The organism is Pedobacter sp. ok626 (assembly GCF_900100435.1).
GTDB lineage: Bacteria > Bacteroidota > Bacteroidia > Sphingobacteriales > Sphingobacteriaceae > Pedobacter.
Map to the genome: position 1 here is coordinate 362172 of NZ_FNEX01000003.1, position 15899 is coordinate 378070.

Annotated in this window: 17 protein-coding genes; 10 read left to right on the plus strand and 7 right to left on the minus strand. The window is 39.1% G+C overall.

The features are described from left to right. Window positions 1-59: 59 nt before the first annotated feature. From BLS35_RS05860 to BLS35_RS05890, 7 genes are read left to right on the plus strand one after another with little or no spacing between them, the layout of a single operon-like run. Window positions 60-1121: a hypothetical protein gene (locus tag BLS35_RS05860; protein WP_090778742.1), complete on the plus strand. Its 1062-nt coding sequence runs from the start codon at window positions 60-62 to the stop codon at window positions 1119-1121. 34 nt (window positions 1122-1155) lie between these two features. After that, complete coding sequence (locus tag BLS35_RS05865) at window positions 1156-1812, plus strand: GIN domain-containing protein (protein ID WP_090778744.1); 657 nt, start codon at window positions 1156-1158, stop codon at window positions 1810-1812. Between the two features lie 10 nt (window positions 1813-1822). Then, window positions 1823-2479 carry a DUF4833 domain-containing protein gene (locus BLS35_RS05870; protein WP_090778746.1) on the plus strand — a complete coding sequence of 219 codons (657 nt, stop codon included), beginning with the start codon at window positions 1823-1825 and terminating at the stop codon, window positions 2477-2479. A 10-nt stretch (window positions 2480-2489) separates the two neighbouring features. Continuing rightward, window positions 2490-3077, plus strand: a complete 588-nt coding sequence (locus tag BLS35_RS05875) for an RNA polymerase sigma-70 factor (RefSeq protein WP_090778748.1) — start codon at window positions 2490-2492, stop codon at window positions 3075-3077. An 8-nt stretch (window positions 3078-3085) separates the two neighbouring features. Continuing rightward, the gene (locus tag BLS35_RS05880; protein WP_090778750.1) at window positions 3086-4042 is read left to right on the plus strand and encodes a FecR family protein; all 957 of its coding nucleotides are present in this window, start codon (window positions 3086-3088) and stop codon (window positions 4040-4042) included. After that, the gene (locus BLS35_RS05885) at window positions 4042-5784 is read left to right on the plus strand and encodes a peptidase associated/transthyretin-like domain-containing protein (RefSeq protein ID WP_090778752.1); all 1743 of its coding nucleotides are present in this window, start codon (window positions 4042-4044) and stop codon (window positions 5782-5784) included. The genes BLS35_RS05880 and BLS35_RS05885 overlap by 1 nt, the downstream gene beginning before the upstream one ends. 41 nt (window positions 5785-5825) lie before the next feature. After that, the gene (locus tag BLS35_RS05890; protein ID WP_090778754.1) at window positions 5826-6116 is read left to right on the plus strand and encodes a hypothetical protein; all 291 of its coding nucleotides are present in this window, start codon (window positions 5826-5828) and stop codon (window positions 6114-6116) included. Here BLS35_RS05890 and BLS35_RS05895 read toward each other — a convergent pair. From BLS35_RS05895 to BLS35_RS05910, 4 genes are read right to left on the minus strand one after another with little or no spacing between them, the layout of a single operon-like run. Further along, complete coding sequence (locus tag BLS35_RS05895; RefSeq protein WP_090778756.1) at window positions 6102-7256, minus strand: ABC transporter permease; 1155 nt, start codon at window positions 7254-7256, stop codon at window positions 6102-6104. The two genes, BLS35_RS05890 and BLS35_RS05895, sit on opposite strands and share 15 nt — an antisense overlap. Beyond that, entirely contained in the window at window positions 7225-8409 is a 1185-nt protein-coding gene (locus BLS35_RS05900; protein WP_090778758.1) for an ABC transporter permease, read from the minus strand. Before BLS35_RS05900 ends, BLS35_RS05895 begins: the two co-directional genes overlap by 32 nt. Continuing rightward, window positions 8409-9395, minus strand: coding sequence for an HlyD family secretion protein (locus tag BLS35_RS05905; protein WP_090778992.1), 987 nt, complete (start codon window positions 9393-9395; stop codon window positions 8409-8411). Before BLS35_RS05905 ends, BLS35_RS05900 begins: the two co-directional genes overlap by 1 nt. 45 nt (window positions 9396-9440) lie before the next feature. Further along, entirely contained in the window at window positions 9441-10835 is a 1395-nt protein-coding gene (locus tag BLS35_RS05910) for a TolC family protein (protein WP_254778693.1), read from the minus strand. Window positions 10836-11659: 824 nt separating this feature from the next. Here BLS35_RS05910 and BLS35_RS05915 point away from each other — a divergent pair. Next, on the plus strand, window positions 11660-11935 hold the full coding sequence (locus BLS35_RS05915) for a hypothetical protein (protein ID WP_090778762.1): 276 nt from the start codon (window positions 11660-11662) through the stop codon (window positions 11933-11935). Between the two features lie 154 nt (window positions 11936-12089). On the opposite strand, the gene BLS35_RS05920 is transcribed toward BLS35_RS05915, so the two are convergent. From BLS35_RS05920 to BLS35_RS05930, 3 genes are all read right to left on the minus strand, one after another. Then, on the minus strand, window positions 12090-12899 hold the full coding sequence (locus BLS35_RS05920) for a hypothetical protein (RefSeq protein ID WP_090778765.1): 810 nt from the start codon (window positions 12897-12899) through the stop codon (window positions 12090-12092). A 35-nt stretch (window positions 12900-12934) separates the two neighbouring features. After that, window positions 12935-13480 carry a hypothetical protein gene (locus BLS35_RS05925; RefSeq protein WP_090778767.1) on the minus strand — a complete coding sequence of 182 codons (546 nt, stop codon included), beginning with the start codon at window positions 13478-13480 and terminating at the stop codon, window positions 12935-12937. Between the two features lie 353 nt (window positions 13481-13833). Continuing rightward, on the minus strand, window positions 13834-14181 hold the full coding sequence (locus tag BLS35_RS05930) for a hypothetical protein (protein ID WP_090778769.1): 348 nt from the start codon (window positions 14179-14181) through the stop codon (window positions 13834-13836). A 116-nt stretch (window positions 14182-14297) separates the two neighbouring features. Between BLS35_RS05930 and BLS35_RS05935 the strand changes: the two genes are divergently transcribed. Continuing rightward, a complete protein-coding gene (locus BLS35_RS05935) occupies window positions 14298-14672 on the plus strand; it encodes a hypothetical protein (protein WP_090778771.1) in 375 nt (124 codons plus the stop codon). Between the two features lie 472 nt (window positions 14673-15144). Beyond that, window positions 15145-15897, plus strand: a complete 753-nt coding sequence (locus BLS35_RS28030) for an HNH endonuclease (RefSeq protein ID WP_090778773.1) — start codon at window positions 15145-15147, stop codon at window positions 15895-15897. The last annotated feature ends 2 nt before the right edge of the window (window positions 15898-15899 follow it).

A 15899-nucleotide genomic window follows, 5' to 3' on the forward strand; every position in this document is an offset into this window, starting at 1 on the left:
TTGCAACCCACGTAGGGGTAAAGATTCATTTGGTTGTCCTATTTTAAAATAAGACGAAAATGAACTTTACACCTTACAGAACAACCATTCAAACACCCACATTCAAGACTATCCTATGCACGATTTTATGCCTGGCAGCAACAAAATCATTTGCTCAGGATAAGCCTAAAGTGCATTTTGGTATTATCTATCCGCTTAGCACCAACGGCACCCATGCACCGCTTGATACAAACACGCTATCCATCCACCTGCTCGCCGGTGTTTCGGCTGCAGAGCGAGGCGCTTCTATCGCGGGTATTTCCAATATCGTTCGCAACGACAGCAAAGGCTTTCAAATTGCTGGCGTTTCCAACCATATAGCCAAACAAGCCAAGGGAGCGCTAGTTGCTGGTCTTTTAAACAGCTATGGTGGTGGTGATGTCACTGCAATTTCAGGTTTTGCCAATCTAACAAAAGATGTGAAAGGCTTGCAGGTAGCCGGCTTTATGAATAAAGCCACAAACATCAACGGCAGCCAGGTTGGCGGCTTCATCAACAAAGCCAAGGACGTTAAAGGATCACAAATAGCCGGTTTTATCAATGTTGCAGGAAAAGTTAAAGGTACCCAGTTTGCTGGATTTATCAATGTGGCCGACAGTAGCGACTACCCTATTGGCATCATAAACCTCATTAAAAACGGCGAGAAAAGCATCAGCTTAACCACAGACGAAACCCTTACCACGATGCTTTCCTTCAGATCAGGCGGCAGAGTGCTTTATGGAATTATCGGCATGGGGTACAACTTCAAAAATTCAGATGAAGTCTATGCATTCGAAGCCGGATTAGGCGCACACTTATTCCAAACCAAGTCCTTCAGGTTAAATACAGAAATTGTAGGTACTGGCTTAGAAAGCTTCAAGGCAGGCGAATATTTCAAAACATCATTAAGGCTTCTACCAGCTTTCAAAATCACACGCAACCTTGAAATCTTTGGCGGTCCATCCTTAAACTACCTAAACACCAATACCATTGAAGGACTAAAGCTGCACAAAGATTACATCACTACCTGGGAAAACAAATGGGGAAGCAACTTCCAGGCCCTATACCTTGGTTATGGTGGCGGAATCCAATATATCTTCTAAACCTTAAACACAACTCATTCAAACACATCACAAAATGAAATTAAATACCTTAACCCTATTTACATTGATCAGTATGCTATTTGTAAGCTGCAGCAAAGATCGGATAACAGCCAGTGGCGATAAAACAACGGAGTTACGTACACCAGGCCAGTTTAGCGGAATAAACACCAACGGAACAAACCCCGTATACATCACTTATGGAACAGAATTCAAAGTAGAACTAAAAGGATCAGGCAATCTGCTTCCCTATTTCAAAACCACGCTAATGAGCAGTACCTTGTACCTGGGCTACGAAAAAGCAAACGTTCAGCACGACGATGTAGAAGTCTACATTACACTACCTGCAATAAAAAAAGTAGCCATCGGTGGCACAAGTAAAATAAACATCGAAGGGCCATTCCCAGCAACAGATTACTTTAGTTTATCCATTAGTGGTACTGGCGAAATTGTAGTAAAAGATGCTTTCGAATCAGATAAAGTTTTAATTGACATATCAGGAGATGGAAAAGCTGATTTTCAGAAAATAAGCTGCAAAAAAGCTGAGGTAGATATATCGGGAAAAGGCGAAGCTAAAGTAAAAGTGCAGGATAAGCTAAAAGCCGATATCAGTGGCAGCGGAAAGATCTATTACATTGGAAACCCTGAAGTAGATGCAGACATCAACGGATTAGGCAAAGTCATCAAGCTTTAATCATTTTGTCATGTCGAGCTTTAATGATTATAGGAATATGCTGCAGGACGTAAAGCACAACGACGGGCTAAAAGAGCTCTTATTCTTTATATGTGCCAGTCCATCAAAAACCTATAAGCATAAGCCAGGCAAGGCTTTACAATTGGTTGATTCACCCAAAAACATAGCTAAACGATTAGTAAGAACGGCACTAATCCTTATTACGATAATCCTTTTGTTAAGTCAATTTTCCAATGCACAAGAACGGGCTGCATTTCAAATACCAAAAAGCAGCCTATTCTACATACAACGTTCACCAGAAACAAAAACCATCGTTTATGAACTCAACTATAATAGCAATGGGACTTTATCCCCTAACGACCCAATTAAAGGCTTCTGGCTCAAAAACAACCAAGCGCAAAAACTTGAACCGCTTAGTGCCAGAGAAAAAAGACAGGAATACGGCATCCAAAGCAAAGCCATAGGAAATGATGAATATGAGATCAGACTGCGGGCTTATAAAAAAATGCCATTATACCTTAAAAGATCCGCAACTGACAATAATTATTACTTATACATCAAAGATGAAGATAAAAACGTGTTGCTAAAAAGAGTATTTATAAAGCTTAACCGGGGCACTTTTTGGTTTCCAAAATTACAGTACATAGATTTGATCACTCTTGAATAAGACATAAACATTGAAACTGAATTACAGCAATCCCAATAACCAGCATCAGCAGTATGATGATCAAGCCTTCGAACAATTGTTCAAGGCTCATTTTAAAGCATTACATGCTTATGCCAATGCTATTTTGAAAGATGAAGATGATGCCGAAGAGATCGTTCAGAACATGTTCTTAAAATTCTGGGAAAAGAGAGATTTATTAACCGTTCAAACTTCCTTAAAAGCGTACCTCTATAAATGTGTGTACCACGACAGTCTAAATTTTTTAAAACACCAAAAGATTAAGAGCAAGTACCAGGACTTTGCAAGTTATACCATGAACACAAAAAATGAACCTGCATCTTCAAAAGTAGAAATGACAGAATTAACATTCAATATTGGACTGGCATTAAACAAGTTACCAGTGCAATGCCGTACCATATTTCAGATGAGTCGCTTTGAAGAATTAAAATACAAAGAAATTGCAGATCGGCTGGGCTTATCTGTAAAAACGATTGAAAACCAAATGGGAAAAGCGCTTAGAATTTTGCGCTTAGAACTGGCAGATTACCTCTCCATCATTTTAATAGGCTTAATGTATTACAAGGATTTTTTTAATTAAGAAACAGCATGACTGATGAATTATTGATAAAGTTTCTATTAAAAGAAACAACGGAAGTGGAAAGCATCACCGTGCAAAGCTGGCTAGATGCCAGTCCAGACAATGCAAGCTATTTTCTACAATTCGAAAAAATATGGAACAGCAGCAAAGTACTGTCCGGCCAAAGCCAGGTCAATGAAAATGATGCCTGGTTAAGGTTTAAGCAAAAAACGGGCAGCAACAACACCATAACCCGCCAGTTAAAGCCTAGATACAATTGGCTTAAAGTTGCCGCTGTATTTGTGCTCATCGCTGCAGGCTGGTCCTTATACAACATCCTAAGCCCGGCTTCTTATATCGACCTTACCGCAGGCAATACGGTGACTACAAAAACCCTTCCTGATGGATCAGAACTTACCCTGAACAAAAATGCCAGACTTAGTTATGCAAACAACTTTAAAAGAAACAGAAGTGTCCATTTGCAACAGGGCGATGTGTTTTTTAATGTTGCACACGACAAAGCAAAGCCCTTCGTCATCGAAATAGACAAAGTCTCCGTTCTTGTTGTCGGAACCTCATTTAATATAAAGCACTTAGCTAACCAAACTGAAGTGATTGTTGAGACAGGAATCGTAAAAGTAAGCTTTGGTAAAGCTGAAATTAGTCTTCAAAAAGGAGAAAAGGTAGTGATCAGCAACCATACAGACAAATTGATAAAAGAACAAAATACCGATCAATTGTATAACTATTACCGCAGCAATGAGTTTATAGCCAATAATACACCTTTATGGAGAATGGTAGAAGTGTTGAACGAACAATACAGCGCGAACATTGTCATTAACGATCCGGCTATAAAAAACCTACCACTCAACACCACGTTAAAAACCTCTGCAAGCTTAGATCGTAACTTAGATGTGATTTGCAAAACCTTAGTTATAAGCATGCAACGTAACCAGAACCAAATTCTACTGTACAACCACAAATAATGAAATTCAAAATCACCCTGGCCCTATTGCTGCTTATAGGATACGCCAAAGCACAAATGCCCATTCCCCCATCTAAATACAATTTAGAAAAAAGGGTAAGCATCGAAGCCAAAAGCCAGCAGTTATCCGAAGTGCTCAATAAGATCAGCAAGGCAGGGAACTTCTATTTCTCCTACAGTGGCTCTTTACTTAGGCGAGACAGCCTAATCAACCTCAACGTCAGAGAGGCGCCTGTAAGAGAAGTATTAGACAAGCTATTCAACAACAAAGTGGATTATACGGAAAATGGAGAATACATCATCTTACGCTATGCGGGAAACCATTTTACCATCGAACCGGAAAACATCACCACAGCAGAAAAACTATACCTGATCAGCGGCCACGTGGTCGACATAAACACCGGCCATAAAGTTAAACAGGCCAGTGTTTACGAAAAACGGCTATTACAATCAACCCTCACCGACAATGAGGGCTATTTTAGGTTAAAGTTTAAGGGCGAACACCAGGAGGTTATATTAACCGCGAGCAAGGAAAGCTACCGGGATACTACCCTGATTTTCCTATCGGATATCAATGTAAAGCCTGAAGGATATAACGATCCTGATGTACACAAAGGAAATGGAAGATTCGGAGACATTGAAAACTCTGGATTGGGCAGGTTTTTTATCTCCTCACGACAAAGGATCCAGAGTTTAAACATCCCCAATTTCTTTGCGAATACCCCTTTTCAAGCCTCTCTAACGCCCGGATTAAGTTCCCATGGCACCATGAGTTCACAAGTCATTAATAAAGTATCCATCAATGTTTTAGGCGGTTACACAGCAGGTTCAAACGGTTTGGAAATGGCTGGCTTATTCAACATTACCAAGGGCGACGTAAAGAAACTCCAGTTCGCGGGCCTTTTCAATCAGGTTGGCGGTTCAGCAACCGGATTCCAGATGGCCGGCTTGGTAAATGATGTACGCGGAGATACAAAAGGATTCCAGGCAGCCGGATTAATCAACAATGTAAAAGCCAAGGCAGGTGGCTTTCAATTGGCCGGCGCACTTAATTTAGCCGCCAAAAATATGAAAGGGACACAAGTAGCTGGCCTTATTAACCTGGTCCGCAAAGATTTTGATGGCTTCCAGCTCGCAGGCGCAGGCAATATCGGTGTTAAACATGTCAAAGGGGTACAAATTGCAGGTCTTTTTAATTATGCAAAAAAATTGGAGGGTTTTCAATTCGCTTTAATCAATGTTGCAGATACCTCAACCGGTTGCAGTTTAGGTTTACTCAACTTTATAAAAAACGGTTACCACAAAATAAGCCTCTATACCAACGAAATCACCAATGTCAATATTTCCCTAAAAACCGGGAATGCAAAGCTATATTCCGTATTGTTTGCAGGCTTAAACCTATCAAATCAAGAAAAAGTGAATACCGCCGGTATAGGTTTTGGTCATGATTTTATACTTAACAAACGCACGGCTATTGGCCTGGAAATGACCGCACAATACCTCTACCTGGGCGACTGGAACGAAGACAACTTTATTAACCGGATTCAAAGCAATATCCAATTTCAAGTGGCTAAGGGCTTAACTATATTCGGTGGACCTACTTATTCCATTTATACAGGCGATTCCCAATTAAGGCCAGCTACCCCAGGGTATAAACAAAATATCATTCCTAATCACTATACCAATTTCGGTGGGTCAACAAAAGGATGGCTAGGCTTCAACGCAGGTATCACCATAATGTAACCAGCAGAAAAACAAAACCTTATACTGGATGTTATCTAGTTATGAAAACGTTCAATATAAAAATTGGTTTTGGTGAACAAGAAGTAACATTAACTATCTTGCCAACCAGTAAGGAACAATATTTAGTGCTCTACTCCGGTGGGATCATTGGAGCAGTTAGAATGGATAGTGATGGCGAACTTTGGGAACAAGTACCCGATGAAGACATCATACCTGGTGATTTACCATTATACCAACCAGATTTAGAAGCCGAACGACTAGACATAGTTTTATGTGAAGATACTGTATCTCAGATTGGAGAAGAAATTTCAGCAGTATTAAGAGGTACTTAATTTTCTAAACCTCAGATAGCAGATACTACTATAAAACAACCACAATACTAATAAATGCAACACAGGTCCCATCTGACTGGATAAACTGGCTCCCGATTGCACAATAGCCGTATATACTTTAATAAATGGAGTTGTTGGCAATAACATCGAAAGCCATTGTACAACCAGTGGAAGTGATTCAAAAGGCCAGGTGTAACCCGTAATTAGAAAAATAGGATAAGTTGAAAATGCCATGATCTGTAAACACAGCAGTTGGCTTTTAAATAAGGAGCCAATAAATTGTGCCATCGGAATGAGCGTAAGCAACAGCACAAACACCAATATTCCCAACTGAAAGCCGCTACCCCGCATCGGCAAGCCCAGCAGTTTAAAATTTACATTCAGAAAAAAGAAACCATAGGCGCCAAAAACAAAAAGGTAAAACAAGCCTTTACCCCATATTGCAGTCGAGACACCCCCACTAAGCCATTCCTTAAAAGTTCCGTGCTGACGTTCACCAGCCACACTTTCTGATAGCCCAATCAATAGGGTTTGCTGTAAAATCAAGGCCAACAATGCCGGCAATAAAAATGCGCCATAACTCGACCTTTCATTAAACAAAGGCCGGTAATCTAAACTAATGGGCATCACATTTTGCGTAGCCATAGCTGTACTTAAACCTTCCGTCTTTTCGATATATTGCAGCCTTACTCCCGCCCCAATGGTGAGACAGATTTGCTGCACACTCATTAATAAATCACTAGAAGGCAGAAACCTTGCTGCATTTACCGCAAGTACTACATTACTTTGCTTAAGACTTAGCAAGTTAGTTTGTGTTCCTTTAGGAATATATAAATAACCTTGACAAACGCCTTGATACATATACTCTTTTGCTTCTTCCAGATTAGGGAAATGGATCAGCTCTACCATTGGTGAATTGTCAATATTTTGCTGTAACAAACGGGATAAGCGCGACTGGTCGTCATCAACTACCGCAAGCTTTACATTCTCCTCTTCCTTATTGATGTAAATACTCCCATAAAAAAAAGCGTACAATAGCGGAGCAATGAGCAGCGTAAGCAGCAAACTGTGATCCTTTGCTACCAGCGAAGTTTCCCTTAAAAATAGCTTAATTAGCGAGGGTCCGGACTTCTTGCTCATTTTTACTCGTATTAAATTGACGCTGAAACAATATTAAGGCAGTTGGAAACATAACCGCAGCAAACAAAAGCAACTTATAAATATCAGCCTGAGCATAACGCATGGGTAGATTCATGTAATAAACCTTAAAAAAGGCATCCAGAAAAGGCGTGTAAGGCATTATCGTAGCATAATACTGATCATACCATGGCATTGCCCATCTGGGGAAGGTAAAGCCGCTAAAAACAAATGCAGGAGAAGTATAAAACAAAGCCACATCCCCCGACAACATCACATCCTTAAATAAGGCAGAAATAAACATGCCTATACCCAAACAAGCTACAGACAACAAGGTATACATCACAAAGAATTTACCTGTTGCCTCCCAAACCCCGATTCCGAAAAAGGGAAAAATGACAAAAGCAATTAAAAAGAAATTAAGCCAGCTTACCACCAGATGTGCAATGGTTTTTCCGGTGATGACCAGGAATGCCGAACCATTGCTTAGCTCGTACAGTTCCTGCATGGTATTCGTTTTCCATTCGTAATTAAGCGCCAACATACTGCTGATGATGAGAATCATCTGCATGCCCACCGTAATTAAGCCTGGAACAAGGTACTCCTGATAATTGTAATTCGAATTGTACAACTGGTAAGAATTGAGCTTAATTGGATTGGCCAGCGCCATTGCCCGATCGGGTTTCATTCCTGTTTTCATCAATTTATTCAATACCGCTCCCGAACTCCCCGTAATAATTACTTCCGCAACAGCTTTATATACAAGCTTGGCTGGCACTAGTGATGCGGCGTTGGTATAAAGTGTTACATTAGCCGGATGCCGGCTATAAATATCCGCTTGCATATGAACAGGAAAGTGTACTGCGCCCAATATCTCTCCTTTTTGAATCAAGTCTTTCACTTCCGCCTCAGTACTTACGCTCCGTGTAATCTGGAGTGTTTCGCGTTGCTCCAGCAAGAAAATAAGCTGTCGGCTTACCGCAGATTTATCATCGTCCCAAATGGCAAAAGCTAAATGCTTCGCGTCCTTCTGCTCATAAATTAAGGCATAAAATGAAAACAAGAGGCCAGGAATGACCAGCATAACCAGGTAAAAAACGGGTAATTTTAGTATCCGTTTCCATTCCCTTAAAATGATATGACTGATGATCTGCATTAGGGCAGGATTAAAGAAGCTGTCATACCCGAACGTAATCCCTTAATGGCCGAAAGGTTTTCAGGTTTAAACTCTATGGTGAATGTTCTTAACTCAAATTGCCCTTTATCCTTAGCAGGCACCCAATTGGCAAACTCTAAAGTAGGCGAAATAGAAGATACCTTCACCTCAAAAGTCTCCGGCTCACAACCCGGCACAGTCACCTTTGCCAGGGATCCTACTCTTAAATCTTTTGCTTTATCCTGACGGATATTGAATTTTAAAAAGGAAGAGTTTTTCTTTTCTATGGTCATCATCGGGTATCCAATAGATACAATCTCACCCTGATGCGTAACCAGACTCGATATTACCCCTTCTGCAGGCGCATGAACCTTGGTATTGTCTCCTAAGGCTTTGGTCAGCTCATAAGCCTGCTCAGCTTGTTTTACAATCGCATTCGCTGTTTTAAGAATCTCTGGTCGCGTACCATTTTTAAGCATCTGCAAGTTCAACTTAGCAGTCTCCATCTCTTTCTTTGCCGCCTGATACCTAAAGTAAAACACATCCTTCTCTTGTCCCGAAATCACATCAGCATTGTACAAACGCTCCATACGCTGATAAGTAGTGTTAAACAGTTTATATTGCTCCTCACTGATCTGGTAAAGCTTTGAAGTTGCTTCAATCAGTTCTGGTCTCGCCCCCTGGGTTAGTAACTCCTGCTGACCTTTGGCTGCATCTATTGCCGCTAAAGCTTGCGATTTAATCGCATCAATTTCGTTCGATCGCAAAATAGCCAATAGCTGCCCTGCTTTAACCGTATCCCCTTGCTTCACCAATAAAGAGTCCAATCGACCCGGAAACTCTGCTGCCACATCCACACTCGAAGCATCAACCATTCCGATCAGGTCATCTTCATCTTTATTACCAGCGAGAAAGAAAAACAGAGCCACTATAACTACCAAAATTGGTATAAGCAGTGCCCAGTAATTTTTTATAATTTTCTTCATTTGCGTATCTTTTATATCCTTTTTGCCCTGCATCAGCAATACCTTTTACTTAATAAATTGAGCGATTTGTTTGGGATTTCCCAGACTGTTGAAATATTCGGCCAATGCCAGATAGTAACCCAAAACTGCTGCCTGATAGGCTTTATCGATTTCTTCCTCTATCAACACGGCATCATTTACATCTTTTGGCGAAGAAAGCTGGTTCTCCATCCGTTTAGTGATTAAGCGCGTAGTTGTATGTGCTTCTTTCCTGGCATTGTCCAACACCATTACTTCATTTTGAAGAGAGATCATTTTATTCCTCGAAACTTTGGATAAAACCTGCAATGCTTGTCCAGCGGTCTCCTCCCCTAATTTCGCCTCATCTACCAATTGCCTAGCGGCCAGGGTACGCTTGCGGGTTTGCCCATTAAACAAGCTCCATTGTAACTCTACGCCAACAAACCAATCGGGTATTGTTACCGGCAGATCGCGCTGATATAAATTATAATTACCAACGGCAAAAATATTAGGGAGCGCAAATGATTTACTGATCTTCTCTGCGGTTTTAGCATACGAAATTTTACTTCCGGCCAGTTGATAGATTGGGTTATCTGTCCAAAAATCTCCCTGAGGCAAAACCGGATTAACGGTTACATATTTTAAAGTATCTGTAATCACCACATTAGAATCCAAACCAACACCAAGCAGCTTATTCAACTCCACATGGGCATTTTGTTTATCTAGCTTAATGCTGTTAAAACGCGCGTTTGCCTGCATCAGGACTACATTGGTCCAGCTTTTTTGATAAGGCGGCAATATTTGATTCTTAACCAGCTCTTCCGCGTAGTTTTTATTCTTTTCCAGGGCATTAACAATCAGCTGTTGGTTATTTAAAACCGTATTCAGGTATAATATACGCATGTATTGCAGGGAAATTAAAAAATCGACTTCCTTGCTGACCAGATTTACATTGATACTTGCTGTGTTTACTAAAGACTGGGCCAGATTTGTGGCTGCATCTAGTTTATTGCCTAAAAAAATGGGCTGCCTTATCCCTAAGCCTGCAACAAAATAAGATTGCTTACTCAATTCAGGATTGTAATCAGGATAAATAGCGCCAATGATGTTCTTTGAAGTATTGAAAATCCTATCCTGAGCAGCTTGAGAAAGGTTGTTGCCCGTAATCTCCTTAAATACCTCATTAGCCGCATTTACACTTTGCGACGATGATCCATTAACCACACCATCCTTAACGGTTTGCAGATTGATGGTAAGTGGGCTACTCAAATAGGTATAACTGGATAATAAATCAACTTTAGGTAGGTAGCTCTTTTTCTCGGCCTGTAAATTATACTGACCAGATAACAAAGCCGATCGGGCCTGCCTAATGGTCATATTGTGCTGAACAGCCAGGTCAAAACAATTCTGCAAGCTTGTTGATTGGGCATTCAAATTCAAACAAAAAAAAGATAAGGAGCAAAATAATAAGCAAGCCAAAAGATTACCTTGTTTTTTTGCAATAAGATCAATAGGTAAAGTTTTAATCATACGGAGCTATAAAAGATGCTGAGCAACATTAATAGCCTAACAACAATTAATTTCTGGAATGGTTTTATTATTCAGCGTCAGGTTCGCCCCTATTACAACAGCACCCTCTTTGCACCCTCTTGGGAGGCTAGTCCTCACATGATACACACATTAGACACACTTCCTTCACGAAAAGGTACCTTTTTGTGGGTTTGGTGTGAAGGAGGTGTGAACAAGGTGTGAAGAAACCAGCTTCTTGGCTATGGATGTGACAGGCTTTGATTCTACAGAATGAGGCGTCCAAAATATTGTATTTCATTTCAATATTTTTCTATAAAAACATTACAATAACCTTACAAGAAAATATAGTTCAATTAATTCACATTAATTATATTGCAGTAGATATAACTCTAAACAACATATAAAAACAGATAGCCAATGAAATAAAGAAACAACAATAACAGATCAAACTTCTTAAATGAGGTATTAATTTAAAGAGTCTCTACTAACAAATTTCTCACAAATAAACGGAAGAGACGATAGATTAATGCCCATGACAAATATTGTTGTACTTTTGACGGTGCACTATAGCGTTATGGGCTCTATTGTAAATCCGTTCCTAAGGTCGTGAGAAGCCCGTTAGTACGGTATATAGAGCTCGCTATAGTGCTCCTTCGTTTTATCGGACAAAAGGTCCTCCTATAGCTTTCTTTAGCCCCAATTGAGACTCATTTTTAAAAATAAAAAATGAGCATATGTATACACCCGACCAATTTCTACACAAAAGACCATCAGGCACCAAAGCTGAGCTTAACACGTTCGCGAAAACTAAATTAAAAGAGTTTTTTGAAACCTATCCACTTGATGACAGCCTCGAATATCTCTGGAGAATGATCCAGCAAAGTTTTTATACCAAGAGCCGCATATTACCTAATGCAGAACGCGCTAATCTGATCGCTTTTTACGAATATCTTCATACGATGATTCTGGCAGCTAGTATTGCTAATGACGAATTAAAAAGCCCAAGTTAATCTACCTTTTCAAAGCGAATCTGCTACCTTAATCTCTACGGGTTTGGTACGGGTCCTGTACGGCTCCTCTACGGGTTCCCTACGGCTAAACCCGTATAGAACCCTTGGAGAAGCCGTCTAGAATATGTAGAGATTACGGTAGCAGATTAATACATTATTCGGTTTTTATGGGAGAGTTAGACTCCGGATCAGAAATCACCAGAATGGTCATTAGTTTTTGCACTTTCGTTAATAATATGCCTTGTTGAACTAGCACCTTACGTAGTGCTTCAATATCGGTCATATCAGCTTTTATCGTTAGATCTATTTCGTAAGGTAAGCCAGTCATATCCAAAATGGGATCGCCATTTTGCTGATAAGACAATATTTGTTGCACAACCTTTGCCATCTTTACCTTCTTAAAGGAAAAGCCGGCCTCATTCCCCTTTGCACTGCTCTTTGCAACTTTGCTCTTTAAATTACGAGCTGCTTGCTCCGTAATACTCATCATCCAGCAAGCCATATTCATTCGTTCTTCCTCTACCTTGTATCCGAAGTATTTCTTTAAATCACATTGCATTGCAAACTGCATATAGGCCTTATTCCGTCTTTCCTTCGGCACCTCTAGTGAGTAGTTATAAAAGCCCTTCAGCGTAGTAGAATCAGTGTTAAAAGGCTCAAAACTTGTCGATCGAAGCATCGGCCACTTATAAACATTTGCATATAGTTCATCCTGATCACCCCAGCGTGATTTCCCAAAATAAGCTACATTGTAAAGATCAGCCAGGCCCATTGCACCCGTTACGTACTTGCCGGTTGTCAGTCCGCTTTCGATATCATAATAATTATCCGTTGGAATTTTCCTGGTCCATTTACTGAGTTCAGATCTATAGAGAAAAGAAAGTTCATCAGTTTGTTGCGCCTTTGCACCTACCACAAGCAGTAGGCAGCTAATTAATGTAGGGAGTACGTTTTTATAGTTCATATTAGTTATAACGGGGAGATTGATTGAAATACGAATTAAATCTTCTTTCGGATGCGAGGTCGTGACAATAATTTATTTAAGTTGAATTCTTCAGTCCAATACACTTCATACGTATGTTTCGCATAGGCCTTAAAATGAGCGATGCCATTTGCAGTGATTAGGAGTTGATGGGCTTCCTGTTGGTTCTCTGGATGCTGAAATGTGAGTTCTTCCTCCGGGCTTAAAGTAACATATGCCCAGTCTTCGTGGTTGGTTAAGATTTCTTTCATTAGAGCACCTTGATCCGCAGTCTTATAATAGCTTAGCGAGGCATCCCAAAAACTATGACAGCTGAAATCTTCATCAGCTTTAAATTGACTGATGGCTTCTAAGCGAGATTTAATAAGCGCTTTCCAGGACGGGGTTACGTATATGATAGCAAATTCTACACGATCCCAATCACTACTGGTGTTGGCTCTAATTAATACATGTTCAGTTGGTTTCCTTGATCTTTTCATTTGGTAGTCCATTTTCAGGTTAATGCTGATATTAATGGAATCCGATAAAGAGGGAATATTTACAGATATGATGATCCTATTCATCACTTTTCTGCGTTAAGCAGAAATTATTTAACAAAAGCGTGGAGCCCTACTTACCGCAATAGAGGCCCTAGGAAGCCCTGGAACGAATAAGCAAGGCCCACGTTTTTAGCGTGAGCACTTTTCACTTATCCTCTCGTTCCATCGAAATTTCCTAGGTTTCTACTACGAGATTCTAAAGTGCTAAATGCTTCAAATATTTTGAAGATTCGGCAAAAATATAATATTAGCTTGTTACATACATTTTTATTTTACCAAATATACATGTATTAAACTAAATGATACGAATATTTCTAAAATATTAATTATTGTGATAATTTATCATATTTTGGATTGATTCACAAAATTTTGATATCTTAAGATCTAGGCTTACTGTCAATTACGAATTGCAAATCATCCAATGTCTTAACCAAACTAAGAGCTAGTTTTTGCCTGCCTTGATTACCTATCTCTTCTAACAGAGGAATTAAATCAGTGTTGATCTCTGATTTTTTATCAGCAATCTGCCTCTCCAATCTATTTATATTATCGATTTCCGTCTGCCTATCTGAATATTGCTGATAATTACGAATTGTAGTCGTTAGCATGCTTTTAACCAAAAAAGACCGCTGAAGCATATTTGCTTGAAGCTTCTTTTTATAATCAGCAATTTCACTTAATAATTGGGTTAGCTCGTCAAATGCCGTTGCCTCAATCTCGTACATAGTATAATAAAATTAGTTGCCGCAAACCTAAAGAATAAAAATCAAATGAATAAATAAAACACCATGTTTAATTACTAATATTTTTAGTAATTTTGTTGATGTAAATTTATATCATCATGATACAATTAGCACTTGACTATAGGGATACAGTCGATTTATTGCAGCATAAGCTGGTCAACTACATAAGGTTAAATCAGCCATTAAACAATAACATCAGGTATAAAGCAAGATTTGTTATTAATTCTGCGCAAGGTATCCTGTTTAACTTTGTCGAGTTTAGTGATGCATACAAAGCGAAATACATTAGTCCTGACTTTGAAGGATATTGTAAAAAATTTATAGAGTTTTTAAAACCTTTATTAGTGGATTTTTTACAGGAAATAAGATATGGTGGCCATACCTTCAAGGTAACCATACGATTTGGCGGCGATAAATTTGAAAAGATATTTACGGTGTTAAATAAATCACCAGAGCATGGTGGCTGGGAGTAAAATCCACTTTACAAAATAATGGGCTAATTCATAAAAACATCCCTATTTCACCAGGGAACCTACTGATTATTTCCAATATTGTTAAAGCAGATCACTTCAGTTTAACAGACGTTGAGAAAGAATACTATCTATGGTTTTAAAAAAGATATGAGCCTGACGGCATTAATATCGGGATGAACTGCGTTGAGTCCACTGGTCGAATGGTGTTTCATTACCATTTATACTGTATTCCGGAAAAAGGAGTTGTTAATGGAGACAATTAATATGCTTTATTCTGATGGTAAAAGTAAAATACCGATTTTTAGCCGAATTCAATCTTACTCCATTTTTACCAATAGCAACCCGTAAACACTGATAAAATCACTTGCAAAAGGATTCAATATTCTAGCCGACCATCCATAATTCTGTTATATTTGTCAATAAACTGATAAATTTAATTGAATTATCGATAGTGCTTTAACTTTCAATTTTAATGGAAATATTTGTCTCTGGAGTTGTTTATACAAAAAAAGATATTTATAGTAAATTAAATGTCCCCCAAGAAAAACAGGGAGGTAATTGGAACACAGGATACAATAGGTACATGGACGATTTCTATCTATTTTGCAATATTGGGGTCGCTGGTAGAACAGGTCACGATTATAATAATCGTTGGGAAGGAAATAATTTACTTTGGTACGGAAAAAGTCAAACGAATGTTTCTCAGAATGTCATAAAAGATTTAATAAGTAATAATTTCAAAATCTTCATTTTTACAAGAACAAATTCAGGGAAGCCCTTCACATTTGAAGGAGAAGGTATCGCCCAAGACTACAAAGAATCAACACCCGTTGAAATTACCTGGTCTTTTAAAGGAAGACAACTTAGTAGACCCGAAACAATACCTGAAGAGATTCCTATAGAAGAGAAAACATTATGGGAAGGCAACTCTCAAAAGATCCTCGTAAACAAGTACGAACGAAATCCACAGGCTCGAAGAGACTGCATTGAGCATTTTGGGTATTTATGTCAGATATGTAAATTCGATTTCGAAAAAGAATACGGAGAGATGGGAAAACAGTTTATTCATGTACATCACATTACTCCTATTTCACTCGTCAAAAAAGATTACGTGATTGACCCCATAACAGATTTAATACCCGTATGTCCAAACTGTCATGCGATAATACATAAACGAAACCCATGTCTTACAATTGCAGAGGTTAAATCTATATTCAGATACTAAAA